The 25,304-nt window shown below is 56.4% G+C and carries 23 protein-coding genes; 9 read left to right on the forward strand and 14 right to left on the reverse strand.

Translation table 11 applies throughout. The features are described 5' to 3' along the window. Positions 1–377 precede the first annotated feature (377 nt). Positions 378–1,601: a hypothetical protein gene (locus MID00_RS11350; protein ID WP_254498840.1), complete on the forward strand. Its 1,224-nt coding sequence runs from the start codon at positions 378–380 to the stop codon at positions 1,599–1,601. Positions 1,602–1,796: 195 nt separating this feature from the next. Here MID00_RS11350 and MID00_RS11355 read toward each other — a convergent pair whose 3' ends face one another. Both MID00_RS11355 and MID00_RS11360 read right to left on the reverse strand, forming a co-directional pair. After that, on the reverse strand, positions 1,797–3,443 hold the full coding sequence (locus MID00_RS11355; RefSeq protein ID WP_254498841.1) for a long-chain-fatty-acid--CoA ligase: 1,647 nt from the start codon (positions 3,441–3,443) through the stop codon (positions 1,797–1,799). A 140-nt stretch (positions 3,444–3,583) separates the two neighbouring features. Then, entirely contained in the window at positions 3,584–4,468 is an 885-nt protein-coding gene (locus MID00_RS11360) for a LysR substrate-binding domain-containing protein (protein ID WP_254498842.1), read from the reverse strand. Positions 4,469–4,653: 185 nt separating this feature from the next. Here MID00_RS11360 and phnD point away from each other — a divergent pair, with 185 nt between their 5' ends. From phnD to phnX, 5 genes are read left to right on the forward strand one after another with little or no spacing between them, the layout of a single operon-like run. Further along, positions 4,654–5,472 carry a phosphonate ABC transporter substrate-binding protein gene (gene phnD, locus MID00_RS11365; protein WP_235484348.1) on the forward strand — a complete coding sequence of 273 codons (819 nt, stop codon included), beginning with the start codon at positions 4,654–4,656 and terminating at the stop codon, positions 5,470–5,472. Continuing rightward, entirely contained in the window at positions 5,469–6,284 is an 816-nt protein-coding gene (gene phnC / locus MID00_RS11370; protein ID WP_254498843.1) for a phosphonate ABC transporter ATP-binding protein, read from the forward strand. The genes phnD and phnC overlap by 4 nt, the downstream gene beginning before the upstream one ends. Before the next feature lie 2 nt (positions 6,285–6,286). Further along, the gene (phnE, locus tag MID00_RS11375; RefSeq protein WP_009460720.1) at positions 6,287–7,102 is read left to right on the forward strand and encodes a phosphonate ABC transporter, permease protein PhnE; all 816 of its coding nucleotides are present in this window, start codon (positions 6,287–6,289) and stop codon (positions 7,100–7,102) included. Between the two features lie 25 nt (positions 7,103–7,127). Then, positions 7,128–8,240, forward strand: a complete 1,113-nt coding sequence (gene psrA, locus MID00_RS11380) for an iron-containing alcohol dehydrogenase PsrA (protein WP_009460722.1) — start codon at positions 7,128–7,130, stop codon at positions 8,238–8,240. A 48-nt stretch (positions 8,241–8,288) separates the two neighbouring features. Then, on the forward strand, positions 8,289–9,131 hold the full coding sequence (gene phnX, locus MID00_RS11385) for a phosphonoacetaldehyde hydrolase (protein WP_254498844.1): 843 nt from the start codon (positions 8,289–8,291) through the stop codon (positions 9,129–9,131). Between the two features lie 115 nt (positions 9,132–9,246). Here phnX and MID00_RS11390 read toward each other — a convergent pair whose 3' ends face one another. The 11 genes from MID00_RS11390 to MID00_RS11440 all read right to left on the reverse strand — a co-directional run bounded on the left by MID00_RS11390 (position 9,247) and on the right by MID00_RS11440 (position 21,144). Further along, complete coding sequence (locus MID00_RS11390) at positions 9,247–10,143, reverse strand: LysR substrate-binding domain-containing protein (protein ID WP_250756095.1); 897 nt, start codon at positions 10,141–10,143, stop codon at positions 9,247–9,249. A gap of 60 nt (positions 10,144–10,203) precedes the next feature. Beyond that, the gene (locus MID00_RS11395; RefSeq protein WP_239054656.1) at positions 10,204–12,351 is read right to left on the reverse strand and encodes a phosphocholine-specific phospholipase C; all 2,148 of its coding nucleotides are present in this window, start codon (positions 12,349–12,351) and stop codon (positions 10,204–10,206) included. Positions 12,352–12,425: 74 nt separating this feature from the next. Next, positions 12,426–12,662 (reverse strand): hypothetical protein, encoded by a 237-nt coding sequence (locus MID00_RS11400; RefSeq protein WP_254498845.1) that lies wholly within the window; start codon positions 12,660–12,662, stop codon positions 12,426–12,428. An 11-nt stretch (positions 12,663–12,673) separates the two neighbouring features. Continuing rightward, entirely contained in the window at positions 12,674–14,929 is a 2,256-nt protein-coding gene (locus MID00_RS11405) for an alkaline phosphatase family protein (protein ID WP_254498846.1), read from the reverse strand. Between the two features lie 216 nt (positions 14,930–15,145). Further along, positions 15,146–15,880 (reverse strand): alpha/beta hydrolase, encoded by a 735-nt coding sequence (locus tag MID00_RS11410; protein WP_254498847.1) that lies wholly within the window; start codon positions 15,878–15,880, stop codon positions 15,146–15,148. A 12-nt stretch (positions 15,881–15,892) separates the two neighbouring features. Continuing rightward, positions 15,893–16,633: an ABC transporter ATP-binding protein gene (locus MID00_RS11415; protein ID WP_009460732.1), complete on the reverse strand. Its 741-nt coding sequence runs from the start codon at positions 16,631–16,633 to the stop codon at positions 15,893–15,895. Beyond that, complete coding sequence (locus MID00_RS11420) at positions 16,617–17,378, reverse strand: ABC transporter ATP-binding protein (protein ID WP_009460734.1); 762 nt, start codon at positions 17,376–17,378, stop codon at positions 16,617–16,619. Before MID00_RS11420 ends, MID00_RS11415 begins: the two co-directional genes overlap by 17 nt. Further along, a complete protein-coding gene (locus MID00_RS11425) occupies positions 17,375–18,235 on the reverse strand; it encodes a branched-chain amino acid ABC transporter permease (RefSeq protein ID WP_009460736.1) in 861 nt (286 codons plus the stop codon). Before MID00_RS11425 ends, MID00_RS11420 begins: the two co-directional genes overlap by 4 nt. Before the next feature lie 156 nt (positions 18,236–18,391). Beyond that, positions 18,392–19,273, reverse strand: coding sequence for a branched-chain amino acid ABC transporter permease (locus MID00_RS11430; RefSeq protein ID WP_254498848.1), 882 nt, complete (start codon positions 19,271–19,273; stop codon positions 18,392–18,394). Positions 19,274–19,283: 10 nt separating this feature from the next. Next, positions 19,284–20,525 (reverse strand): ABC transporter substrate-binding protein, encoded by a 1,242-nt coding sequence (locus MID00_RS11435; RefSeq protein ID WP_031233034.1) that lies wholly within the window; start codon positions 20,523–20,525, stop codon positions 19,284–19,286. Between the two features lie 40 nt (positions 20,526–20,565). Continuing rightward, positions 20,566–21,144: a cupin 2 protein gene (locus tag MID00_RS11440; RefSeq protein ID WP_009460742.1), complete on the reverse strand. Its 579-nt coding sequence runs from the start codon at positions 21,142–21,144 to the stop codon at positions 20,566–20,568. Between the two features lie 94 nt (positions 21,145–21,238). On the opposite strand from MID00_RS11440, the gene MID00_RS11445 reads away from it, so the two are divergent. Then, the gene (locus MID00_RS11445; RefSeq protein WP_128831679.1) at positions 21,239–21,892 is read left to right on the forward strand and encodes a TetR/AcrR family transcriptional regulator; all 654 of its coding nucleotides are present in this window, start codon (positions 21,239–21,241) and stop codon (positions 21,890–21,892) included. Positions 21,893–21,933: 41 nt separating this feature from the next. Here the strand turns inward: MID00_RS11445 and MID00_RS11450 are convergent, their stop codons facing one another. Next, positions 21,934–22,848: a LysR family transcriptional regulator gene (locus MID00_RS11450; RefSeq protein ID WP_254498849.1), complete on the reverse strand. Its 915-nt coding sequence runs from the start codon at positions 22,846–22,848 to the stop codon at positions 21,934–21,936. A 175-nt stretch (positions 22,849–23,023) separates the two neighbouring features. Between MID00_RS11450 and MID00_RS11455 the strand changes: the two genes are divergently transcribed. Then, a complete protein-coding gene (locus MID00_RS11455) occupies positions 23,024–24,124 on the forward strand; it encodes an alkene reductase (RefSeq protein ID WP_250756090.1) in 1,101 nt (366 codons plus the stop codon). Between the two features lie 31 nt (positions 24,125–24,155). Beyond that, positions 24,156–25,178: a zinc-binding alcohol dehydrogenase family protein gene (locus tag MID00_RS11460; protein WP_250756089.1), complete on the forward strand. Its 1,023-nt coding sequence runs from the start codon at positions 24,156–24,158 to the stop codon at positions 25,176–25,178. Positions 25,179–25,304 lie beyond the last annotated feature (126 nt).

Genomic DNA, 25,304 nt, shown 5'->3' on the forward strand with positions numbered 1-25,304 from the left:
GCGGCCATGCGGGAGCAGGTGCTGTGCACAGGCGATTTGTACTGCCTGATTATTGAAGTGATTAATAAATTGGTTTGAATTAAATTCAGAATTTAATTGAGTATTTTATTTTTAATTTGATTTTGAATTATATTTGTATGGCTATTAATAATAAAAATATAAAAGTATGGAAAAAAATATGAATTAAATTCTTTAAAAGAATATCTGTTATCTTCTGTCATTTATTGACGGCGCTCTGGGTATGGTTGTTACGTTGCCGTTTCAGGTTTCGCACACTACTTGTAGAGAGGGAGACAAGAATGACTTGCCATCATATAAACGCAAAAGCGCTGGCTGCGTCTGGCCTGGCTTTATTCGCAGCGGTTCAGAGCGGTGTTATGGCTCAAAGCCCGGAGCCCCGGCTGGATACCAGCCAGCTGTATGCAGACGTGCATTTCCACGCTTCCAATTACGCCATGCAAGGTATTTCCTTAAAGGAATATGCAGAGCGCTATATGAGCGCCAATCGCCAGCAAATTGTGCGCTCCACCATCATGCCGATTCCTTTGCAGCAACGCTGGGATGGGTTTGAACAGTACCAGGCACAGTCTGGCGATCAGATGTATGGCCCGAACTACTACATAGGCCCCAAAGCAGACTTGTATTACTACTCTTTTGTGGATGCCATGTTTGCGCGCGAGTACGAGCGCTTGCCGCCCCAGTATCAGGAAAAGCTGGATGTCATGATTACGGCCTTCAATCCCATGGACGTATATGCCTCGCAACATATCAAGCGTGCGGTGCTCAGTTTTCCAGGCGTGTTTGCCGGGGTGGGAGAGTTCACCATTCACAAGGAGCTGGTGTCCAGCAAGCTGGCTGGTGAAACGGTAGAACAAACCAAGGCCCCCTCTGTGCCGCTACCGCCTGATGCGGGCGATGGCAGCAAGGTATCGCTGTATTCCGAGTCGCTGGAGTATTTGTTCAAGACCATTGAAGAGATTGGTCTGGTCGCGATCTTGCACAATGATATGTACCGGGTAGAGGTCAATTACCAGGGTGAGCTGGAGCATTCCTATCCCGATCAGGACTATGTGGACGGCTTGAAGCACGTGTGTGGACATGCGCCCAAAGCCAAGGTGGTGTGGGCGCATACGGGCCTGGGGCGTTTTGTGAAACCCACCAGCGACCACATTACGCGCGTGAAAGAAGTGCTGGATGCCTGCCCCAGCTGGTCTACCGATATTTCCTGGGATCTGGTGCAGGACTATATGTTGAATCCCGAGCCGGGCATGCCCAGTCGCCAGGATTGGCTGAATTTCTTCAATGAATACCAGAACCGGATTCTGTGGGGTTCAGATGTGGTGATCTTTACGCGTAATCGCTTTGAGTCGGCCCCTCCCACTTCAGTGACACCGGGCGGTTTGATGGAACCGGCTCAGTACCATGCGGACTTGTCCAAGATGAGGGAGTTTCTGGACGAGTTGCCAGTGGCCATAGGCAACAAGATTCGCTATGAAAACTATCTGGGTCTGTTCAATCGTGCCAAGTTCTCTGTGCGGGCCTGGGAGCGCGAGAATGCGGATCTCAATATCTGGGATATTCCTACGCCTGTGCATCCTTGAAGGGGGCATGCTGTTGATATGGGCCAGCCATAGATACTGGCCTTGATTCTGGCCCTGACAAAGCCAATGGCAAAGGCAAAAAACAGCCCCCCGACAGTTGGATAACTGTCGGGGGGCTGTTTGCGATTGCGCGTCAAGAAAGCCGAGCCTGGCTTCTTGATTCTGCTTTCAGGCATCTGGCTGGATGCAGCCTGGTTAACCGGCCTTGTTCTGCGCAGCCAGCTTGTCCAGATCCTCCTGAATCAGCTTGCGAATAGCGGTTTTCAAGAGCTTGCCGGTTGCTGTGTGGGGCAGTTCATCGACCACGATCAGTTCGTCAGGAATACTCCATTTGGAGACTTGTTCTGTAAACAGATCAATCATGTCCTGCTTGGTGAAGGTGGCGTCGTCCTGTAGCTGCACCACCAGAACCGGACGTTCGCCCCAGCGCTCGTCGGGCTTGGCTACGACAGCCGCTTCCTTGATCGCCGGGTGAGCCTGGGCAATGTTTTCCAGCTCGATGGAGCTGATCCATTCGCCACCGGATTTCACCACATCCTTGGTTCGGTCCACGATCTGGATAAAGCCATCCTGATCAATGGTCACCACGTCGCCCGTATTGAACCAGCCATCTTCTGTATGGGCTGAGCTGTCATTGCTATTGAAGTAAGAAGCCGCAATCCAGGGACCGCGCACCAGCATGGCACCAAACATCTTGCCGTCGCGGGCAATGGGTTGACCATCGTCGCCATCTACCCGGAACTCGACTCCGAAGAGCGGACGACCTTGCTTGGCCAGCAGCTTGAGTTTCTCGTTCTCCGGCAAGGACTCGTGCTTGGGCAGCAGGGCAGCCGCCAGACCGACCGGGCTGGTTTCCGTCATGCCCCAGGCGTGGCGTACCTTGACACCCAGCTTCTGGAAGCGGGTAATCATGACTGGAGGCGCAGACGAGCCGCCAATCACCAGGCGTTGCAGGCTGCTGAAGGTTTTGCCATTGGCTTGCATCCAGTCGAGCAGGCCTAGCCAGACGGTAGGCACACCGGCTGTCATGGTGACCCCTTCGTTTTCAAACAGGGTATGCAGGCTGGCGCCGTCCAGTTTCGGGCCGGGCAAGACCAGTTTGGCGCCCACCATCAAGGCCGCATAGGGCAGGCCCCAGGCATTGACGTGGAACATGGGCACGATGGGGGTGATGGTGTCGGAAGCAGACAGACACAGGGCATCGGGCATGATCAAGGCAAAGGCATGCAAGATCGTGGAGCGATGGCTGTAGAGCACGCCTTTGGGCTTGCCCGTGGTGCCGGAGGTGTAGCACAGGCCGCAGGCCGTGTTCTCATCAAACACCGGCCAGTCGAAATGATCGGATTCAGACGCAATCAGGGTTTCATAGCACTGCAGATTGGGCAGCAGGTCCGACTTGGGCATGTGCGCTTCGTCCGTCATGATGACCACGGCTTTCAGCTTGGACAGCCGATCGGCCAAGGCCTCCAGAATCGGCATGAAGTTCAGGTCGGCAAACAGCACGCTATCGTCTGCGTGTTCAATGATGTAGCCAATTTGATCCTGAAACAGACGCGGGTTGATGGTGTGGCACACCAGGCCCGAGCCCGATACGCCGTAATACAGCTCCAGGTGACGATAGCCGTTCCAGGCCAGGGTGCCGACGCGGTCGCCATGTTGCAGACCCATTTTTTTCAGCGCATTGGCCAGTTGCTGGCTGCGCTTGGACAGATCGGTATAGGTGTACCGGTGAATGTGGCCTTCAACGGTTTGGGAGACGACCTCTCGGTCTGCGTGATAGTTCGCTGCGTGACGCAGTATGGATGATACTAGCAGTGGGGTATTCATCATCATGCCAAGCATGGTCTTCGTCCTCCCTGGGAGTAAATCAAACAGAACTGACGGGCCTTGAAACTGTGAGTCTACGCGCAGAAAATGGACGAAACACATCACTGACTGTCATGGCCTACGTTTGCACAGTAGCCTGAAACTCACAAATACGTCTATGTAGTCGTTTGTATTTGCTTGCGTAATGCCAAAGCTTCTGTGAAAAATTGGGCAATCATGCGGCTGTCCCGGCGCTCGGCCAGGCAATATAAATACGTGTCGGTGCGCACGGGGTCTCCCTGAATACGAACGGCTTTGAAACGATGGTCCGGAATGAATTCGGCCTCGGATACCGTACCGACGCCCAGCCCTCGGGCGACGGCTTCCCGCAAGGCCTCCCGACTACCAATTTCCATGACGGCGCGGGGCCGGATATGCTCCTTTTCCAGTGCTGCTTCCAGACAGGCCCGTGTGGTAGAGCCCGATTCCCGCTGCAATAACGGCGCATCCTGCAGGGCGGACAGAGGCACGCTGTCGTGCTGGGCCAAAGGGTGCGACAAGGGGGCGAACAGAATGACAGCATGGCTGGCGTAGTGCTCGGTGTGAAAAGCCGGGGCCTCGCAGGCTCCGGCCAGCACGGCAATATCGGTGGCATAGTCGGCCAGGTCGGCCAGCACCTCGGCCGAGTTCCCCATATGAATGGAGATATCCACCCCTGGAAACAGCTTGTGGTAGGCCTCTACCATTTCGATCACATGAAAAGGCCCCACGGCCCCAATGCGCAAGCGCCCCACGTGCAGCTTGCCACTGTCATGTAGGAGGTTGAAGGCATCTATTTCCAGAGCCCCCAGTTGCTGTGCCACGGGCAGCAGGGCCAGCCCGACCTGGGTTAGCTGAATCCCGCGCCCCCGGCGATGAAAAAGCTCGACATCGTGTTGTTGTTCCAGGCCCTGAATCTGTTTGGTAACGGTGGGTTGGGCCAGTCCCAGGGCGCGAGCCCCGGCGCTGAAGCTGCCGTGGCGGGCAACAGCCAGAAAGGCACGTAGGCGTGCGGCGGACATATAGACTCCATCTATAGATAACTGATGTTTTCAATCCTAAATCGATAACATGAAGGCAATGTGACCTTCCTAAGATGTCGGCATTCCTCCTACAAACCCTAAGGACGACTGCCGTGAACAAGAACGTATTTCAGACTGCCCGCCGCTCTTTCATCGCGGCAACGGCCGCTACAGCTGTTTTTTCGGTGTTCGGTACAGCGGCTCAGGCCGCACAGGACACGCTGACCATTGGCTTGATCCCTGCCGAGGATTCCCAAGCCATGATTGAATCCAGCAAGCAGGTGATTGAACAGCTGGAGCGCGAGTCGGGCATGAAGGTCGAGCCCTTTGTCGCCACGGACTACAACGGCATCATCGAAGCCCTGCGTGCCAAGAAGCTGGACGTGGCTTATCTGGGCCCATTCTCTTATGTGCTGGCCAATTCGGTGGCCGATGTAGAAGCTTTTGCCGTGGCTGTGACCAAGAAGACGGGCAAAAGCGCTTACAAGAGCTTGATCGTGGTGCGCGCAGACAGTGGCATTGAAAATGTGGAGCAGTTGAAAGATCGCACCTTTGCCTTTGTTGACCCCAGTTCCGCCTCCGGCCACCTGTTCCCTAAAGCGGGTCTGGAGAACGACGGTTACAAGCCCGAGGTGCTGTTTTCCCGTGTGGTGTTCTCCGGTTCGCACGATGCCAGCCTGCTGGCCGTGGCCAACAAGAAAGTTGATGCTGCCGCTGTTGCTGACCGTATTTATACCAGCGCCATTGCCAAGGGTCAGTTGGCCGAAGGCGATTTGAAGGTTGTCTGGTCGTCCAGCGATATTCCCGAGTCGCCCATGGTCTGGCGCAAGGATCTGGACCCAAGCGTGAAAGAGAAAGTCGCCAAGGCTCTGGCCAATATTAAAAATGTTCCTTGGGGCGATCAAGGCATGCTCAATGGCTTCCAGCCTACCACTGACGCGGCTTACAACGTAGTGCGCGATACTGCCAAGGTGCTGGATCTGGATCTGCGGAGCATGAAATGATCCGTGTGCGTGGCCTGAACAAGTGCTACGGCAGCAATAAGGTGCTGTGTGGTGTGGACATGGATGCAGAGGCTGGCGAGTTCCTGGTGGTACTAGGCCAGTCCGGGGCGGGCAAGTCCACCCTGCTGCGCTGCATGAACCGGCTGGCCCAAGCGGATACGGGCGAGTTGTCCGTGGCCGGCATTGACGCCATGTCCGCCCAGGATACGCGAGCTTTGCGGCGCCAGGTTGCCATGATTTTCCAGCATCACGATGTGGTGCCGCGCTTGTCGGTGCTGCGCAATGTGTTGACTGGGCGCCTGGGAGCGGTGCCCGTGTGGAGTTCCATTTTGCAACTGTTCAGCCGGGCAGATATCGCTCTGGCCCAGGACTGTCTGCAACGGGTCGGGCTGGCTCACAAGGCCCAGGCCCGTACCGACTCCCTGTCCGGTGGTCAGCGTCAACGGGTGGGCATTGCCCGTGCGCTGGCTCAGCGCCCGCGCATCATTCTGGCCGACGAGCCGGTTGCCAGTCTGGACCCTAAAACGGCCCGTCTGGTGATGCGTTATCTGCACGATGCCAGCCGGGAACTGGGCATTACCGTGGTCTGCAACCTGCACCAGGTTGATTACGCACGCGAATTTGCGAATCGCATTGTGGGTCTGGCTCATGGCCGTGTGGTGTATGACGGTGCCCCGGAGCAGATGACTGAGGATGATCTGGCACGCATTTACCCCGGCCCCGAGCCTGGGCACAGCGGTGTGTCGGGCAGTACGGGTGATGCCGCTTCTTTTCTGGCCGAACCGCTAAGCATTGTTACCAAGGGAGCGTGAAGATGGACAGCAAGTACTCCTGGGTCATGTCTACCCCGACCAGCGCCAAGGGCTGGATTCTGACCGCCCTGATGGTGGCCGCCATTATGGTGGGATTGCAGTGGAGCGCAGAGGGGGCGCAGTTAAGCGCCGCCGAGTTTGCTGCCGGCCTGCCACAAATTGCCGACTTTCTAAGCCGCACCTTTCCACCGGACTGGAGCATTTTGGGCAATTTGCTCGCTCCGGCCATCGAGACTATTCAGATTGCGATCTGGGGCACGGTGTTGGGCGTGATCGGCGCAGTGCCCGTGTCCTTTCTGGCTGCCCGTAACCTGAAGGTCAACCGCTACTTGTACGGTTTTACCCGCCAAAGCCTGAACATCATCCGCAGTATCAATGAGCTGATTCTGGCCCTGGTGTTTGTGGCTGCCGTGGGCCTGGGCCCCTTTCCTGGTGTGTTGGCTCTGGCCGTACATGGAGTGGGAATGCTGGGCAAGTTCTTTGCCGAAAGCATTGAGGAAATTGACCAGGGGCCATTGGATGCCCTGCGTGCTACTGGCGCGCGTCCTTTGCAGGTGATTGTGTTCGGTGTCTTGCCGCAGGTTATTACCGCCTGGATTGCCGTGATCCTGTATCGCTTCGAGGTCAACCTGCGTTCGGCCACCGTGCTGGGCATGGTGGGGGCTGGCGGCTTGGGCTTTGAACTGGTCAGCAGCCTGAAACTGTTCAAGTACCAGGAAACAGCGACCTGCATTGTGGTCATTACCGTGATGGTGGTGGTGGCCGACCTTATCTCCAACCGCCTGCGCGAAGCGATTCGCCACAACGGGCGCGATTGATTGCAGTTTTTCTTTTGAGATTGTTATGTGGCATTTTTTCAATCCAGTTCAGATCGATGCAGGGCATGGGGCTTTTGAGCGTCTGCCCGAGCATCTGGGAACACGGCGAGCCATTCTGATTGCCTTTCCCGAAGCGCGTGAACTGGGCCAGTGCGATCGTTTGCAAGCCTTGCTGGGCGATCAACTGGTGGCGATCGAAACCGATATACAGCCCAATCCGGATGTGTCCTGGCTGGCCCCGCTGTATGAGCGCCTGTGGCGCGATCATCCCGATGTGGAGTGCATCATTGCTCTGGGTGGTGGCAGCGTGATCGATTGCGCCAAAGCCATGCTGAGCAGCACGCCTTCGGGCACGTTTTCCGAATTGCTGGACTGCCTGTCCGGCAAGACCAGCCTGAGCCAGCCTCCAGGGCGGGTGCGCAGCCTGATTGCCGTGCCCACCACGGCAGGCACCGGGAGCGAGGTTACCCCCTGGGCAACGATTTGGGACAAGGGACAGGGGCGCAAGTACTCCCTGCATCTGCCCTGGACCTGGCCTCAGGCCGCCATTATTGATCCGGGCTTGATGCGCAGCCTGCCTGCAGCGGCGACGTTGGCCAGCGGCCTGGATGCCTTGTCGCACGCCCTGGAGTCTTTGTGGAACGTCAACCGCAATCCGGTGTCGGCAAGCCTGGCGGTCTCGGCAGCGCGCCAGATCATGGGCAGCCTGCCACTGCTGATGCAGGACTTGTCCAACCTGGAACTGCGCGGCCAACTGGCGGTTGCGGCCGTCATGGCAGGGCTGGCGTTCTCCAATACCAAGACGGCCCTGGCCCATTCTCTGTCTTACGAGCTGACTCTGGAACAAGGGCTGCCGCATGGCATCGCCTGCTCCTTCAGCTTGCCGCATGTGATGCAAATGGCACTGGGGCAGGATGCAGATCTGGACCGCTTGCTGCTGTCCATTTTTGATGCGCACAACGGCCTGCAGGCGGTGACGGCTCTGGCCCGTTTTCTGGAGGGGCTGGGTGTCAGTACAGACCCGGCCGCTTACGGTCTGGCTCCCGAGCAGTGGCAAGAACGAATTGCCCAGGCTCTGGAAGGCCCGCGAGGACGTAATTTCATTGGTGCACAGACTCTGGATGCTGTGCAGGTATAAGCCCGGCTATTGATCCGGTTTGTTTTCAAAACTGAAGGTTTTTCAATAATGACTCAGAATTTCAATGCTCTGGATACGCTTATGTCGGACAAGGTCGAGGCCGTTATTTTTGACTGGGCTGGCACGCTGGTCGATTTCAGTTCTCTGGCACCGACACAGATTTTTGTGGATGCCTTTGCCACCTTCGGGATTCAGATCAGCCTGGAGCAGGCACGTGGTCCCATGGGCTTGTCCAAGCGCGATCATATCCGTACCTTGCTGGCGACTGAATCGATTCAGGACCAATGGGTGGCCCAGTTCGAGCGTGCTTCCACGGATGCCGATATTGATGCCATCTACGAGCGTTTCATGCCCATGCAGATCGAGAAAGTAGCCGAGTACTCGGCTCCGATTGAAGGGGCGGCAGCTGTTCTGGAGCAGTTACGTTCCAAGGGCATCAAAGTGGGTTCCTGCTCGGGCTACCCTCGTCAGGTGCTTGATGTGTTGCTACCTGCTGCAGCCAGCCAGGGCCTGGCTCCCGATTGCGTTATCGCTGGTGATGAGTTGCCTGCTGGTGGTCGTCCCGGTCCTTTCATGGCCTTGGCCAATGTTCTGGCTCTGGGCGTGGGTGATGTGCGTCGTTGTATCAAAGTGGACGATACCGTGCCCGGTATCGAAGAAGGCCGCCGTGCGGGGATGTGGACGGTGGGCTTGAGCCTGTCGGGTAACGAAGTGGGCTTGTCGCTGGCCGAACTGAAGACTGCTGACCCAGCTGAAGTAAAAGCACGAGTCGAGCGAGCCAGCGAGCGTTTGAGCCAGTCCGGCGCGCACTACGTGATTGAAACCATTGCGGACTTCCCAGCCATTGTCCAGGCGATCCAGGCGCGTCTGGCACAAGGCGAAACACCCTGATTTCGTGGGGGCATTGAATCAGGCGTGAAGGGAAGGGCGGGGCTTTATGCCCCGCTTTTTTTATGCCTGGTATCAGTATGGCCGGGCGTGCTTCAGGTATTGCGCCGCCAGGCGACTAGGCACGTAGCTTGCAGTCGCTGGACAGGGCGCTTTGGTGTTGAGCAATGGCCTCGAAGAAGGCGGCCACCAGGCGCGACTCACGTCGCTCGTGCAGACAGCAGACATGGATTTGCGTCCAGACCGGCTCATTCTGGATACGTACCACCCGCAGGCGCGGGTCTGGCACGTATTCGGACTCGGAGACCGTACCCACTCCCAGGCCACGAGCCACGGATTCGCGCAAGGCCTCCCGGCTGCCGATTTCCATGGCGATATCCACCTTGATCTTGTGTTCATGCAAGGCATCTTCCAGTGCTTTGCGAGTGGTGGAGCCTTCCTCACGCATCAGCAAAGGCTCGCCGGCCAGTTCGTCCAGGGCAATGGCATCGCGCTTGGCAAAGGGGTGGTCATGGCGCACAAAGGCAATGACCGGATAACGGGCATAGGGTTGCATGTAGTAGCGGCGCTGGGGCTGGCAACTGGCCACGACGCCGACATCGCAGACGTACTTGTCCAGGTCGTCCAGGACCAGCTCGGAGTTGCCCAGTTTGACGGACAGCTTGATGCGCGGGTACACCGCGTGGAAGGACTCGATCAGTTCGGTGACGTGGTAAGGGCTGACGGCACCCAGTTTGAGGGTGCCGTAGTGCAGCTTGCCCGTGCCATCCAGCATTTGGCGCATGTCGGATTCCAGCGAGATCATGCGCCTGGCCATGGGCAGCATTTCCAGCCCCAGGGTGGACAGCTCGACACGCCGGCCCCGGCGATGAAACAGCTCGGCTCCGTATTCGCGTTCAATCATCTGTATTTGTGAACTGAGCGTGGTGTGGCTCATGTTCAGGGCCCGCGCGGCGGCGGTAAAGCCACCGTGCTGGGCCACCATGACGAAGGCCCGAATCTGGTTGAGCGTCATCGTGTTTCTCTAACTGTTTTTTTTCGGGACTGGCTGCCCTATCTTGCCTGATCAGTATGACTAGCGTGCGACGCCCATGGCCGGATCACTGATCCCGTCGCGGCCATTTTCCAGACGGCCAGCAAAGCGGCGCTCGAAATGTTCGCCCATGGTGGCGGTGAAGTCATACCAGTTGGCCGAGCCTTCCAGCGACCAGCGCGCGTCAATCTGCATGCCGGGGTCCACGGTGTACACCCATGGGCCATCTTCCCGATACGCATTGGCGGTGACCGTGACGGTCGCCGCTTCGCTACCCACGTTCATGATGGTCAGAGAGACGGTGTTGGCCTTGGGCTCGTAGCAGACGCGGACTTCGGGTTTGGGGCCCTGGCGCAGGGCGTGCAGATTGCCCTTGAAATGACGGTGGTAGCCGTTGGGGCCCAGCACCCACAAGCTGTAGTCGCCGTTCTGGTCTGCGCCCACGGTCCAGGAGTCCGAAATCATCTTGTCGGCTTCTACGGTAAAGCGACGTGGGTACTCGGACAGATGCAGCTCGTCGTACACATGGAACACGGTGCCTTGGGTGCCAGTATTGCTGAAGGTCAGCCACACCTTGTCCTTGTCCAGATCCACATTGGCGCTGGTATGCAATTGATAAGGCAGGGCACGGGAGGGGCGTAGCATCAGATCCTGTGTGGGCATGGGCTCGGAACCCACAGGCGGCATGGGAACCTTGCCCGCCTGTACTTGCTGCGCCAGTGTGGCATCGGCCTGATCGCGGGTGGGGGCTGACACCAGGGCAGGCTTGTTGGCATTGGGGGACTTGAAGTCAAAGCAGGAGCGCATGTCGCCGAATACGGCTCGACGCCAGGGGCTGATATTGGGCTCCTGCACACCGAAGCGCTGCTCCAGAAAGCGCAGCACGGAGGTGTGGTCAAACTGCTGGGAGTTCACCCAGCCGCCCACGCTCCAGGGAGAAATGATCAGGGTTGGCAAACGGGGGCCGGCACCAAAGGGGCGGCCATCGGGGGGCAGCTTGCGCGAGTCTCCATCCGGGGCGGGCATGGTGTAGTACTCGTTCGAGACATCCACGGTGGACTTGCCGGCCAGAGTGCCGTCGCGGTGACGCCATGGGGGGGCTGGTGGGGGCATGTGGTCAAAGAAGCAGTCGTTTTCGTCGTAGTTCACGATCAGAACGGTTTTGCTCCAGACCTCGGGATTGGCCGTCAGGATGTTCAGCAAACGCTCCAGATACCAGGCACCCTGTCCGGGCACGCCCATGCTGGGGTGTTCGCTGTAAGGGCCAGGGGCCACAATCCAGCTGACCTGTGGCAGGGCACCCATCTCGATATCGTCGGCAATGGCTTGCAGAAAGCCGCCGTCGGGCATGGTATTGCCAAAGCCCTTGTACAAGGGAGACAGCGCTTCCATTTGTGGCGAATAAGTGGCCGAGGGCGAGCCCATCGAGGCCAGATCTTCATTGACCTTGCGGTAGGACGCAAACGCCACCAGCTGATTGTTATTGCTGTTGTTGCCGGGACGGTTGTAGACCTTCCAGCGCACGCCTGCTTCCTGCAGACGCTCGGGGTAGCTGGTCCAGTCCAGCCCGTCTTCGGATGGGCCCAGGCCCCCCCAGTTAGAGTTGGTGACGCAGGCACGCCCGGTGACATTGGCCCCATTGGTGCCGCTCCACAGGAACATGCGGTTGGTGAAGGTGCCGGTGTTGATGGAGGTGTGATAGGCATCACAGACGGTAAAGGCGTTGGCCAGTGACCAGTGAAAGGACAGGTCCGACTCCTTCAGGTAGCCCATGGCCACATTGGTGTATTTGGCTTTGGGCCAAAAGGCCATGCGGCCGCCGTCCCAGGCCTCCTGCTGGTCATTCCAGTCGTGTGCACCACCCACGCGCAGGGCATTGCCTTTGGTGGCGTCCAGATAATAGGGCTGCACCACGCCGCTGCTGCCTTGCTGACGCCAGACCGATTCGCCTGAGGCCATGGGGATGGTGAAGCGGTCACTAAAGCCGCGTACTCCCGGCATGGTGCCGTAGTAGTGGTCAAACGAGCGGTTTTCCTGCATCAGGATAATGACGTGCTCCACATCATTGATGGTGCCGGTGGCATTGTTGGCCGGGATGGCCAGTGCTTTCTGAATGGCGGGGGGAAAGGGCCCCAAGGCAGCGGCGCTGGCGGCCAGCCGCAGAAAATTGCGACGATTAAGGTAAGTCATGGGAAAGCCTTGTCGATTGAAGGTAGCAAGAGGGCCAGGCGCGGCAGTGACCACAGCCCGGCCGGGGTGCTCTGTCAGGGAGCGCAGTCCAGTTGCGAATTGGGGGTGGCGGGCTTGTCCGTGCCTTGTTCGCCCAGCGAACCGCTGGCCGGAGGCGTGACGATGGGCACCTGTTCACTGCCCGAGCCCGTGTCGCTTGCTGGGGAAGGGTCGCCGCTGCTGCCATCGCTGCAGGCACTTAGTATCAGGGCCGTGACGCTAGCCAGTGCCAAGGTGCGCATCAAGCGTGCCAGAAGAGTCAAAGAGGTCATGGCGTGCTCGCTTAGTGGGTGGACAAACTGGACAGCGGCTTGTTGGACCAATAGATCGACTGCAGCTCTTCGTCGCTCAGCACACGATTCCACATGGCCAGATCACCAAACATTTGCTGGGTTGGCGGAGCAACAGCACATTTGCCCACGGTGTAGGGCGGCGTAACCGAGCCATTGCACTTGTTCATCAGGAACTTGCCGGTGCCATCATCGCCAATCCCCCATTGCGGATAGGGAGAGAGCTTGGACAGATCAACAGCGCCAGTGGATTTGCCAGCTGCAACCTGCGTTGTCTGGCCGATGACCGGATCGAAGATCTGCATGTTCATCTTCTTGGCCACACCGTCCACCGCAAAGGCAATGTAGACCCAGCGGCCTACCGGAATTTGCGTGTAGGGATTGGTGGGGCCGTCGGCACGAACACCGCCTGAACCAATATTGAAGGCCACGCCACACTGATTCTTGGTGGAGCTGCTGAACAGGCCAATCGCCACACCGGCATTGCCACCGCTGACATAGTTCTTGTTGGACAGGATGGTGACGTTATTGCGGTCAATGCACTGGGGCACCTGATACCAGAAGCCGATGGTGAACTGGGGGCTGCTGCCGGTGGAAATATCAAAGCCTTGTGTCGGCGTCATGCGGTAGCCTTCCAGCCCTTCCACGGTGACATGATTGGTATCGACCAGCAGCCCATGCGTGCCGCTAAAGGGGCCGGGTACCACTACCCCTGCGGCCGAAGGCAGATCGGCAGAGGCGGGGGCCATGCTGCTGTTGCCTTGTGCATCAACAGGCGGCAGGGTCGCGCTGAAGGGGTAGTAAGAAAGCAGACCGTTGCGCAAGGTGGTGGCCAATGGCACAGGCGGCAAGTAGGAGATGGGCGGGCTGATCAGGTTGCGCCAGGCGGCCTGCTCGCCCGAGCCTGCCTGCACGGTGTAGTCAAACTGATACGTGCCTTTGCTGCTCAGGTCGGCCGTCAACTGATTGTCGGTATAGCTTTGTGTCCCTGCGGGCAGACGCGAAGCAATGACCTGGCCATCGCGCAGGATATCGATGGGGGCGTCGGCCGGTGCTTTCCAGTCCAGCTTGATGGCCACGGACGAAGAATTGTTGTCCACGACGGTGGCATTCAGATTGGACACGGCTTGTGGGCCCAGCAGGCTGCTGCCATCGAGCTTGTATTCTGCCGCTGGGGGCAGCGTGTCCAGATAGCGCATGACGGTGGGAGCGACATCAACCAGGCTGTTGTACTGATACAGCTCGGCCAGTGTCTGGGGCAGGCTGGCTCCTATGCCTTGTTCCCCTGTGTTGACGCTTTGGTTGAAGGCAAGGAAAGTAGCGGACTGGGACAGCAAGGGCAGGCCATTGTCTTGCCCATGCTCGCTCAAACCGTGGTTGCCTGTCACGACAATCAACCATTGGCGATCCTGCTGCTTGGCCGTGGCCGCCATCAAGGTACCGATCTCCTTGTCCAGCTTGCTCAGGGTGGCCAGGTAGTCAGGTGACTCGACACCAAAATCCAATGCCGCATCTTTGGCAGAGCGGTACTGAACCAGAACCTTGCGGTAGTTCCCTTCAATCATCTTCATTGCCTGGGTGGAGACACAGGACAGGGTGACGGCTTGTGCAGAACAATCGGCCAGCTCGTGCAGACGCTCGGCATCATGGTCAGCCTTGAGCAAATGGGCCAGTCCGCTGGATGCAACGGCCGCGGCATTCTGGCCTGGTTGGGCAGAGTGAAACAGGCTGTTTTGACGCAAGACCTGGTCTGGTGCCGTAGATACCACGCCGTGACGATTGGCCCAGGTGCCGGTCAGCAGGCTGGCCCAGCCCGGCATGTCCAGATTGGCTTGTTGGCTGGGGGTGCCCACCACACCGCCGCTATAGGCCAGTTGGACGTTCAGTTTGGCCAGATTGGGGAGGCTGCCCGCTGCCATGCCTTGCTGCACAGCGCGGTAGGTGGTCCCGTCCAGATCAATGATCAGGGCGTGACGAGTGCTGGGTGTGTCAGGCTTTACCGGGTTGGTGGGGGTTTCGGGGGCGGTGGCCGGGCCCGAGCTGGTTTCAGAGCTACCACAAGCGGCCAGAGCGGCAGATAGGCTTGCTACTGCCAGGGCCTTGATCAGGCCTGTTTTGCTGCGTCCTGCGCGGCCCACGGGCGGGTGCTGCAAGCAGCCAGCTTGGGCCGCGTTCAGATACCGGGTTGCAGAAGGAGGGGGAAAGCCGGGCCCTTGAGAAAGGGGGCTGGCCATGTGCGCATGTCTCATGATTCGATTGCCTTGTCGCTGACGTTAAGAAAGGATCGATCGAATTAGAGCAAGGCAGCATGACGGCCTTGGGTCGATATCCTAGACGTTCATCGTCGTTGCTGTTTGTTTTTTCGGCGGAATCTCTTGGAGGTTTGGAGCGCGAGTCAACAGTGCCGGTTCTGGAGTGTGAACAAGCCCGCTGTTAGCGGGCTTGTTTTGTTAAAGAGGGAACGCTTAAACAGTAGGAGTTGCGCAGGATAGGTAAGGCTTCAGAGTTTGTAGTGTTTCAAGGGGATGGGAGATCATGCAGTCATGGCCAGCTTGTAGTTCCAGATAAGGCCAGCCTAGTTGGCGGGCATATAGCTTGCTGCTTTCCAGAGCGCTTAGAGCAGGTTGAGTACAGTCTACGTAGATGCCGGGATATAAGTCTGGGCCTACATTTTGTATATCTGTGTAGGTGCGGGCGGGGTGCGGCGTCAGCATGCGGTCTGCCCAGCGAATGTCTGCTGGGTCATGTACCCCCATATTTGCAACCGTGGGGACAGGAAAGACCGTTGTGCTGTTGCTACCCTGGTAGCTGGAAATCAAGCGTTGTCGGCGTGTCGCGGGGTCGTGTGCGTCGGACCAGCTTTGACCGCAAGGGACCAGGACAGCATCGAGATAAATGGCACGTTGTATGTGCGTGCTGCCGGTGATATGCAGTTGCTCTTGTAAGCCGGGCATGATCAGACCCGCATAACTATGTCCGATCAGGACACAGTCATCGAGCTCCTGATATTGCAAGAACATCGCAATATCTTGTATGTGAGTGTGTATCCCAACCTCTGGTGTCAGAAGGTGGGCACGGTCTCCCAAGCCTGTGAAGGTGGGTGTGAAAACCCGGTGGCCATGTTGCTCTAGCAAGGTCTGTAGGCCGCCCCAGCTCCAGCCTCCGTGCCAAGCTCCATGTAGTAAAACAATATTGGACATGACAGACTCTTTTTAAACTGCGCAGTAGCGGTCCTGCATTTCTTGATCGATTAGTAGTTCGGCAGCACTGGCACGGTGCACAACAGTGCCATTGTCGATAATCACCGCACGGTCTGCGATCTCCAGAGCGAGAGCCACATTTTGTTCGACTAAAACCAACGTTTTTCCTTGCTGGCGCAGCTCGGTAAATAGCGCAAACATTTCATCGACCAGTTTGGGCATAATCCCTTCAGAGGGCTCATCAAGCAAAATGAGCTTCGGATTGCTCATCAGGGCACGTGCAATCGCTAGCATTTGCTGTTCCCCACCGGACATGGTGCTGGCTGCTTGCTTGAAGCGTTCTTTCAGGCGGGGGAAGGTTTGTGCAATTTCCTCAATACGCTCTGTCAGCTTGTACTGGCCGGGTGTCGCTGCCAGACCTAACTGCAGGTTTTCCAGGACCGTAAGTCCCGGGACGATCCTGCGTTCCTCAGGGACGTAGCCCAGACCGTAGCGGAAGCGTTGATGGGCGGGCCGGGCAAGTATTTCTTGTCCTCCGTACAAGACTGATCCTTGGACTTTCGGTACCAGGCCCATTATTGCCTTCAAGGTAGTGGTTTTGCCGGCACCATTTCGACCAAGAATAGCTAACAGTTCACCTTCTTTAACGGAGAGGTCGATACCTTGAAGAATATGGCTGGGCCCATACCAGGCTTGGAGGCCGGTAATGTGCAGCAGCGTGTCTTGCGGTGGGCTACTAGTGGTGGGCGGCATGTTTTTCCCCTAAATAAACACGTTTGACCTCGGCATTGTTCATGATGTCGGTGGGAGGGCCCTCGGCCAGTAGGGCACCATGATGGAGGACAAGAATCCGATCACTTATATCCATGACCATCTTCATTTTGTGCTCGACTAGTGCAATGGTGCGTTGTTGGCGCAATGCCTGGATCAATTCGATAATTTGTACTGTCTCTTGTGGTCCCATGCCGGCCGTTGGTTCGTCCATTAAAAGCAGCTCTGGATCGCTGGCCAGAGCCATGGCAATCTCTAGTGCACGCTGCTCTCCATGAGATAGGGAACTAGCCAGTAAACCGGCCTTATGATCCAGTCTGACCATGGCTAGCAGTTCTGTGATGCGCTCTTGGGCCTGGGGGCGCTCATCGCGTACAGTCCAGAAATTCAGGGTGGTTTTAGGAGTTTCCAAGGCTAGAAAAATATTTTCTGCCAAAGTGCTTTCCAGAAAGAGGCTCGTGATTTGATGAGACTTGGCAATACCTATATTGACAAACCGGTGCCGGGGGGTAGACCGGGTGTCTTGGCCCTTAAACAAAAGTTGACCAGTATCGGGTTTGATGGTGCCGCTCAACATGTTGAATAATGTGCTTTTCCCGGCCCCGTTGGGGCCGATAATTGAAAGCAGCTCTCCGCGTCGAATGTTAAAGCTGATGTCTCTATTGGCGACATAGCCACTGTAGGTTTTGCTCAAACCTTGGGCGGAAAGAATAATGTCGTGTGTCATGGCTTTGGCTCCGCAGGACGGCTCTGTCGTATTGCTTGAACGCCACCCCAAATACCTTTTGAGAAAAACAGTACCAGCAGCATGAACAAAATACCGCTGATCATTTGCCAGTAGTCAGTCAAGTCAGAAAGAAGGTTTTCAGCGCCTAGAAAGACAACCGCTCCTACCACCGGGCCGACAAAAGTGGCCATGCCCCCTAGTAGCACCATCATCACTACTTGCCCGGACAGGTGGACCGAGAGCGTCTCCAGGGGGACTGTTCCTATGTGATAGGCATATAGAGCTCCTGCTAAACCGGACAGCAAGCCGGAGATTGCAAAGGTGATCTGCCGAACACGTAGAACAGGCACACCGCAAGCTGCTGCACGCTGCTCATTTTGACGGATCATGGACAAGGAGCGACCCAGGGGGGTGTAGAGCAAGGCACGCAGCAGACTCAAAGCGCCCGCTACAATTGCAAAAATCAGGTAGTACTTGCTGAGTGGGTCGGAACTGGACAGTTGTAAGAATCCCCAGTCTATTTCCAAGGGGGGCACGCCTCGCAAGCCGTTGTCCCCTCCGGTCCAGTTTGGATTGCGGTAAGCGAAGAAGTACGCACATTGCGCCAATGCCAATGTGATCATGGCAAAGTAGATTCCACGCACCCGTAAGGATAAAAAAGCAAAGAGCAGGCCGATCCCCAAACCCACCAAGGCGCCAGACAGCAAAGATAGTTCCCAAGGGAGTTGGCCGTGGACAGCCGCGATGCCAGCCGCATAAGCTCCACCTCCAAACAAGGCTGCGTGTCCTAGCGATAGCATGCCGCCATAACCGAAGACTAAATTGTATGCACTGGCAAAGAGTGCAAAAATCAGCATGGAGGTAGCCAGGGATTGATGGGGAACCAGCCAGGGAAGCAGGCCCAGGAACGCCAGTGTTCCAAGCAGGTCCAGCCAGCGTCCGGATCGGTGGATGCGAGCAGCCGGTCTTGTGTCGCGGTGTGCTCTTGTAAGAATTGATGTTTGCATAATTTTTTAGCCTAAAGCCCCACGGCGCCCCAGAAGGCCTTGGGGACGCGCCAGTAACATGAGAGTCATCAGCACATAGATGGAGAGTTCTTGGAACTCGGGGGCGAACAGGGTCACAAAACTGACAACCATGCCGATCAGCAGGCCGGCCAGTACAGCGCCAGATAAGGACCCCATCCCCCCTACGACCGTTACAACGAAGGCATCAACCAGAATGGCCGAACCCATATCCGGATGGACGCCCCGCATGGGTGCAGCCAGAATTCCTGATAGGGCGGCCAGTCCTGACCCCAGGGCAAAGGCCATCAGCCAGACTCGCGAAATGTCGATGCCCAGAATGCGGATTATGGTCCCGTCTTGGGCTCCAGCGCGGATAATCAGTCCCCAACGTGTGCGCTCCAGCAGCAGCCACAACAGCAATACGAGTCCCAGACAGAGCGCGATTAGAAAGAGCCGATACCCCGGCAAGAGGCCAAACCCAAGATCAACCACCTCGCTTAGGGCATCAGGAGTAGCAATATGGACACCCTCTCGGCCAAAAATCATGCGCACCGCATCGACGATGACGTATGCTGCCCCAAAAGTAAGCAGGAGGGGATAATCGATACCTTTGCCGTACAAGCGCCGAATCAGAAAGCGCTCAAAAAGTCCTCCAATGGCAGCCCCACCCAGAGCGGCTACAACGAGGGCTGCAGTAAAGCTTTGCGTGTACTCCAGCGTGACAAAGCCCAGGTAGGCGCCCAGCATGTAAAAGGCTCCATGTGAGAAGTTCACCACGTTAAGCAGGCCGAAAATCAGTGTTAGTCCTACCGCTAGCAGAACATAGATGGAGCCGAGCGCCAGTCCAGCTGCAGCTTGTTGGAAAATCAGGTCTATTGTCCATTCCATAGCGCTGCCCCTATGCGGTAAAGCCCAGGCTTTCACAAGACATCAAACGATTTTCCGCCGCCTCTTCGGTTGCCAGAATCTCAAATAAATCATCGTCAGTCTTGGCTTGTTCGGGAGCTTTGGACTGCACGATAAAAACAGATTGCACTGATTGATGGTCGCAACGACGGTAAAACTGGGGGCCTTTGTAGTAGTCGTACTGCATTGAGCTGAGCGTGTGAACAAGTGCGTCAGGTTCAATCGACTGAGCCTGGATTGCGGCTTTCAAGGGAGACAGGACGCTGGCATAACCCAAGGCCGCGTAATCAGATGGATTGGCACCATCCGAAATTGCACGAAATCCAGCGTTAAATTTGGCCGCGCTAGGCACCGAGTCTTCAATTCCCCAGTAGTAGCCGATGCAGCCTAAAACGTCTTCATAGACCTTATGTCCGTCCACTTGCCTGGCGGTATGCACCATAAGGGGAACAGCCAGTTTCATTTTGCGTTTCAGGCCAAACTCCCGGGCTTGCTTTAAAGCGACTTGTTGGTCTCTACCGAAATTATTGATGACCAGCAGGTCCGGTTTGAGCGCCAGAATGCGCGGGAACAATGTGGAGTAATCATTGACGCCTAAAGGGTGACGAATATCGTCGATGATTTCTGCCCCTTGCTGTTCTGCTGCGAGCCTGAAACCTGCGGCCATTTCTTGCCCATAGATATATTCGGCAGTCAGCATGACGATACGCTTGGCACCTTGTGGCACCACGTAGCGAGCCAGTGCGCCTGCAGTGGCCGTTGGTGTTAGCCCTTCATGAAACAGGTACTTGCTCCATTCAGTCGCCTGGTTTATCGAATCGGAATTGGCTATAGGGGTGTACGGTACACCTTTGGCCTTGATGACACTGTTGACCGAGAAGGCAGCTGGGCCAAAAGGACCTGCAATGAAATTAACCTTTTCCGTTTCGATCAGTTCCAGTGCGCGTGTTGCACCCTCGCCGGCATTCAGCCTGCAATCGCGTACCAGCAGTTCAGCCATGCGCCCCCCCAGGCCGCCAGCTTCATTGAATTGCTGGATAGCTAATTGGGCACCCAGCACTTCCAGGCGAGCGTCGGCGCCATAAGGGCCTGTAAGTGGAGCGATGAAACCGACCTTTATAGGTGAGTTGGCTTGTGCCCGTGCCCAGCTAGGCACGGATAAAGCCGTGAGTGAGGCCGCCGAAAACTGGAGTAATCGACGACGCTTTGGGGAGCAGAGAGCGTTCTTATCCATGAGAGGGATCCTTGAGAGCATGGGCCAGGCAACTGGAGGACTACTGAGTATTGGGTTGGTAAGGGGCAAACCGCTGTACCGCGTTTTCGGTGTACTCGACCTTAGGCTGTGTTCCGGCAATGACGTAAAGCAGCAGGGACTCTGCCTCGGGGTCGCCCTCGGTGATATTTTCAAATCCGCGGGCAATGCCGGCTGGCATGGAAATCACGTCGTAGGGGCCCAGATCTACATGCTCTTGCTCAGAGCCCTCGTTAAAGAAAAATCGCCAACGGCCTGTTAAAGGCATAAAAGTCTCGTTGGTGTCATGCACATGGGCAAAGGCACCGCAACCTGGCTTGGCACTGGCAAAGCCCAGATTAAATCCCTCATTGATTGCAATGGCTGCAGCCGCAGAGGCGGCGGAGCCGACAGGAGAAAGCCCACCCTCTTCAGGTGGAGCAAAGCCTATGACGTTCATCAGGGTTCGGACCCCCAATGGGTGATTCATATCGGGCAGTCCTGTGCTGGCACCACGCAGATCTGCGAATCTAGCGACACGGGTCAGCATCTCCTGGCGAGAGGCAACTCTGCAGGGGATGATGCGGTTGGAATTAGTGGGGTTTTGATTGTGCTCAATCATTGTCTCTTTCCTTAAAGTTTATCAAACGATAAAAAAGATTATCGTGCGATAATTTAAGTTCCGCAATTTAATTTAAATGAGGGGTTTCCCTAGCATGGCTGAGCACTTACCGCCTTCAGATACACCCAGAAAAGAGGCTGATATGCCACGGAAGCATTTGTCTGGGGTAGACCGACGAGATCAAATGGTGGAGCAGGCCATCGAGCTTTTTGCTCAAAAGGGATTTGCCTTGACGACCAGAGAGTTGGCTCGTGAGCTGCACATCACGCAACCACTGTTGTATCGATACTTTCCTAGCAAGCAGGAGCTGATTGAGCAAGTGTATGAGCGGGTGTTCTTAAGTCGCTGGAATCCGCTTTGGGAGGTCTGGCTGGCTGATCGAAGTCGTCCATTCCGGGATCGTTTGGTGCAGTACTTTGTGGACTACACCCAGGCAATATTAACTAGCGAATGGGTACGGATTTTTCTGTATGCGGGCTTGCAGGATCCGTCTTTGAACCAACGTTATCTGCAAATGCTTCATGAACGGATTTTCAGAATTCTGAGCCAGGAGTTGCATTACGACTTGGGGCGGGAGCAGGCCTTGACATCAGATCAGGCGATGCTGGAGAACGAGGCTTGGTGGGGGCTTCACAGTAGTTTCTTTTATATGGGGGTACGCAAATGGGTGTATCAGCTTGAGGTGCCTGATGAACTGGATGCCGTGATTGCGTACCGTGTGGATGCTTTTTTGGACGGACTAAGGTAAAGATTTATGCGGCTAAGCCCAGTCTGTTTCAATAACCACCCTCAATAAGAGGGTGCCTGCCCCCATGCCTTGATTCGCTGGACTATAAATTGGTGCAGCTCGCGCAATAGCGGTGTGATCTGCTGGCGGCCAGCAGCCAGCAGGTAAAGGGGCGAGGCTTCAAAGCCCCAGTCTTGGCAAAGTGGAAGCAAGTACCCTTTGGCAAGATCGTTCGCTACGTCGAAGTAGGCTTTATAGGCAATGCCTTTGCCCAATAAAGCCCAGCGCCTGACAACATCCCCATCGTTAGACACATTTACGGCTCTTACAGCTACAGTCATTGTCGGCTCACCGCCTCGTTCAAAACGCCAACGATCGTGTACGTCCTCACCTAGCATAAAACACAGGCAGTCATGGTTTTTGAGCTCATCAGGGGTCTTGGGGGTACCGTGACGACTTAGGTAAGAGGGGGCTGCACACAGCACGCGCCGATGCTGGGGGGCGATAGGCAGAGCCACCAAATTGGAGTCTGCCGGATGACCATAGCGAAAGGCTGCATCAATGGGTTCGCTGTATACATTAGCCAGCCGATCGGACAGATGCAGGCGTATGTCCACGCCCGGATTGGCATCCTGAAATTCATTTAACCAAGGCAACAGCACATTGCGCCCCAGATCGGACGGGGCGGCCAGCTTCAATTGGCCCCGGGAGCCTGGGCGGCCACTGGACAATTGCAGGCTGGCTTGCTGCAAGGCGGACAGGGCGGGACGACATTGAGCCAGAAACACTTCGCCTTCAGAGGTCAGCCGCAAATGGCGCGTGGAGCGCAGAAAAAGCTGTACACCCACTTCTGATTCGAGGCGTTTGATTGCCGCACTGGCGGCTGCCGGTGTTATGCCCAAACCTCGTGCCGTGGCGGACAGACTGGCGTTGTCAGCGGTGCGAACAAAAATTTCCAGATCTTGCAGTGCTTTCATAACGTGCCTCGCTGGGCTGGGTTTTTATGCTGAAAAGCTAATTAATGGAATTAATTATGACGCTATTTTCAACGTATTTTTGAATATCGTTTCAAGCAAAAGCCTGTTTTTCTAAAGATCCTGAAAAGGCACACTGTGATCCACATTTTCATTTTCTTGATGAGGCATACAAATCATGGGTCTAGCAACATCTACTTTGTTTTCGGCATTGAAAGTGGGCAGCTTGCAGTTGCCTAACCGTATCGTGATGGCTCCCATGACACGTAGCCGCACTGATCAGCCAGGAGATATTCCGAATGCGCTGATGGCCCAGTATTACGCTCAGCGTGCCAGTGCAGGCTTGTTAATTAGCGAAGCGACGCAGATTTCGCGACAAGGGCAAGGCTACAGCTTTACTCCCGGCATCTACACCCAGCAGCAGGTACAGGGCTGGCGCTTGGTAACAGATGCTGTGCACCAAGCAGGTGGCCGGATTGTCTTGCAACTGTGGCATGTGGGTCGGATGTCTCATGCCAGCTTTCATGCAGATGGTCAGACTGTGGCCCCTTCCGCCTTGTCTCCCCAGGCTCAGGTTTGGGTAGTGGGGGAGGACGGGGTGGGGCGGATGCTGGATTGCCCCGTACCGCGCGCCCTGAGCGAGCAAGAGATTGCAGCTGTGATTAAGGACTACCGCCAGGCGGCCGCCAAGGCCATGCAAGCGGGATTTGATGGCGTGGAAATCCATGGTGCCAATGGCTACCTGATTGATCAGTTCCTGCGCACCACATCCAATCACCGTGAAGATGCGTATGGGGGCAGTGTGGAGAACCGTATTCGTTTTGCCACAGAGGTGGTCGAAGCAGTAGCGGCAGAGATAGGAGCAGAGCGCACGGGTATCCGTCTGGCCCCCTTTATTACGCAGCGAGCCATGAACTGCCCCGAAATCATTCCAACGATCTTGCAGTTGGCCAAGGGATTGGACGGCAAGGGTCTGGCCTACATTCACTTGTCAGAGGCTGATTGGGATGATGCCCCTGAGATTCCTGATGATTTTCGCCATGCCTTGCGTGCCCACTTTTCGGGTCGAATTATGGTTGCGGGCAAATATGACGCACACAGAGCCGAGAAGATTGTAAAGAGTGGCCTGGCTGATCTGGTGGCGTTTGGTCGCCCCTTTATCGCCAATCCGGATTTGCCTGCACGCTTGCGTGATCAGCTTCCCTTGGCAAGCTTCGATCCACAAACCTTGTTTGGGGGTGGCGCACACGGGTATACCGATTATCCGAGCATGGCCTAAGACAGGTCATTGATTTTTATAAGGAAAAAAGATGAAAGCGATTGCGTATAAAGCGCCCCAAGCGATAGAGCTGCCTGAGTCCCTGATGGATATTGAGTTGCCCGACCCGGTGGCCACAGGCCGCGACTTGCTGGTCCAGGTAAAAGCGGTGTCCGTCAACCCGGTCGATACCAAGGTGCGACAGCGTGGTGGGCCGGATGCCGGGCAGCAGTACAAGGTGTTGGGCTGGGATGCCAGTGGCATTGTGAAGGCGGTTGGCCCTGAGGTCCGCTTGTTCAAACCGGGTGATCGCGTCTGGTATGCCGGTTCGATTGCGCGTCCGGGCACGAACAGCCAACTGCATCTAGTCGATGAGCGCATCGTGGCGCATGCACCCAAATCGCTGGATTTTGCCGCAGCAGCCGCTTTGCCCCTGACCACCATCACTGCCTGGGAAATGCTGTTTGACCGTCTGGGGATCGCACCTGGCAAGGCTCCTAGCGGCAAGAGCCTGCTGATTGTAGGGGCGTCCGGTGGAGTGGGCTCCATCATGACGCAACTGGCATCCCGCCTGACTTCCTTGACCGTGATTGGCACCGCTTCCCGCCCCGAAACCCAGGCCTGGGTGCGTGAACTGGGTGCCCACCATGTGATTGATCACAGCAAGCCCTTGACTGACGAGCTGGAGCGTATCGGCTACCCGCAAGTGGACTATGTCGTCAGTCTGACGCATACCGATCAGCACTTTGAGCAGATTGTTCAGGCCATCGCCCCGCAAGGAAAGTTTGGCCTGATTGATGATCCCGCCAGTCTGGATGTCAGCCAGCTCAAGCGCAAATCTGTGTCCTTGCATTGGGAGTTCATGTTTACCCGCTCCTTGTTTGGCACGGACGACATGCTGGCCCAGCATCGCTTGTTGAGCGAAGTCGCTGACCTGATTGATGCCGGTCTGATCCGCACAACCTTGACCGAGCGTTTTGGCAGTATCAATGCCAGCAATCTGAAAAAAGCCCATGCCTTGCTGGAGTCGGGTAAAGCACGTGGCAAGCTGGTGCTGGAGGGGTGGGACGCGTAAACCGCTTATTGTGTTTTGAGCCACCAACCCGCGTTGCCATATGGCCACAGCGGGTTTTTGGTGGTTTGAATTAAACGGTTTCCAGGCTTTATTTGCATTAATGTGCTTGCTCGGAGGTTGTCCCTG

This window comes from Alcaligenes sp. NLF5-7 (assembly GCF_024266725.1).
Lineage (GTDB): Bacteria > Pseudomonadota > Gammaproteobacteria > Burkholderiales > Burkholderiaceae_B > Alcaligenes > Alcaligenes phenolicus.

Excerpts from the sequence above, each read along its gene's own strand:
- MID00_RS11390 (WP_250756095.1), bottom strand. The coding sequence starts at position 10,143 with ATGACGCTCAACCAGATTCGGGCCTTCGTCATGGTGGCCCAGCACGGT.
- MID00_RS11435 (WP_031233034.1), bottom strand. The coding sequence starts at position 20,525 with ATGGATAAGAACGCTCTCTGCTCCCCAAAGCGTCGTCGATTACTCCAG.
- MID00_RS11405 (WP_254498846.1), bottom strand. The coding sequence starts at position 14,929 with ATGAGACATGCGCACATGGCCAGCCCCCTTTCTCAAGGGCCCGGCTTT.
- MID00_RS11360 (WP_254498842.1), bottom strand. The coding sequence starts at position 4,468 with ATGTCCGCCGCACGCCTACGTGCCTTTCTGGCTGTTGCCCGCCACGGC.
- MID00_RS11450 (WP_254498849.1), bottom strand. The coding sequence starts at position 22,848 with ATGAAAGCACTGCAAGATCTGGAAATTTTTGTTCGCACCGCTGACAAC.
- MID00_RS11420 (WP_009460734.1), bottom strand. The coding sequence starts at position 17,378 with ATGACACACGACATTATTCTTTCCGCCCAAGGTTTGAGCAAAACCTAC.
- MID00_RS11355 (WP_254498841.1), bottom strand. The coding sequence starts at position 3,443 with ATGCTTGGCATGATGATGAATACCCCACTGCTAGTATCATCCATACTG.
- MID00_RS11455 (WP_250756090.1), top strand. The coding sequence starts at position 23,024 with ATGGGTCTAGCAACATCTACTTTGTTTTCGGCATTGAAAGTGGGCAGC.
- MID00_RS11395 (WP_239054656.1), bottom strand. The coding sequence starts at position 12,351 with ATGACTTACCTTAATCGTCGCAATTTTCTGCGGCTGGCCGCCAGCGCC.
- MID00_RS11440 (WP_009460742.1), bottom strand. The coding sequence starts at position 21,144 with ATGATTGAGCACAATCAAAACCCCACTAATTCCAACCGCATCATCCCC.
- MID00_RS11430 (WP_254498848.1), bottom strand. The coding sequence starts at position 19,273 with ATGGAATGGACAATAGACCTGATTTTCCAACAAGCTGCAGCTGGACTG.
- MID00_RS11400 (WP_254498845.1), bottom strand. The coding sequence starts at position 12,662 with ATGACCTCTTTGACTCTTCTGGCACGCTTGATGCGCACCTTGGCACTG.
- MID00_RS11350 (WP_254498840.1), top strand. The coding sequence starts at position 378 with ATGGCTCAAAGCCCGGAGCCCCGGCTGGATACCAGCCAGCTGTATGCA.
- MID00_RS11415 (WP_009460732.1), bottom strand. The coding sequence starts at position 16,633 with ATGCCGCCCACCACTAGTAGCCCACCGCAAGACACGCTGCTGCACATT.
- phnE (WP_009460720.1), top strand. The coding sequence starts at position 6,287 with ATGGACAGCAAGTACTCCTGGGTCATGTCTACCCCGACCAGCGCCAAG.
- MID00_RS11425 (WP_009460736.1), bottom strand. The coding sequence starts at position 18,235 with ATGCTGATTTTTGCACTCTTTGCCAGTGCATACAATTTAGTCTTCGGT.
- psrA (WP_009460722.1), top strand. The coding sequence starts at position 7,128 with ATGTGGCATTTTTTCAATCCAGTTCAGATCGATGCAGGGCATGGGGCT.
- MID00_RS11460 (WP_250756089.1), top strand. The coding sequence starts at position 24,156 with ATGAAAGCGATTGCGTATAAAGCGCCCCAAGCGATAGAGCTGCCTGAG.
- MID00_RS11410 (WP_254498847.1), bottom strand. The coding sequence starts at position 15,880 with ATGTCCAATATTGTTTTACTACATGGAGCTTGGCACGGAGGCTGGAGC.
- phnC (WP_254498843.1), top strand. The coding sequence starts at position 5,469 with ATGATCCGTGTGCGTGGCCTGAACAAGTGCTACGGCAGCAATAAGGTG.
- MID00_RS11445 (WP_128831679.1), top strand. The coding sequence starts at position 21,239 with ATGGCTGAGCACTTACCGCCTTCAGATACACCCAGAAAAGAGGCTGAT.
- phnX (WP_254498844.1), top strand. The coding sequence starts at position 8,289 with ATGACTCAGAATTTCAATGCTCTGGATACGCTTATGTCGGACAAGGTC.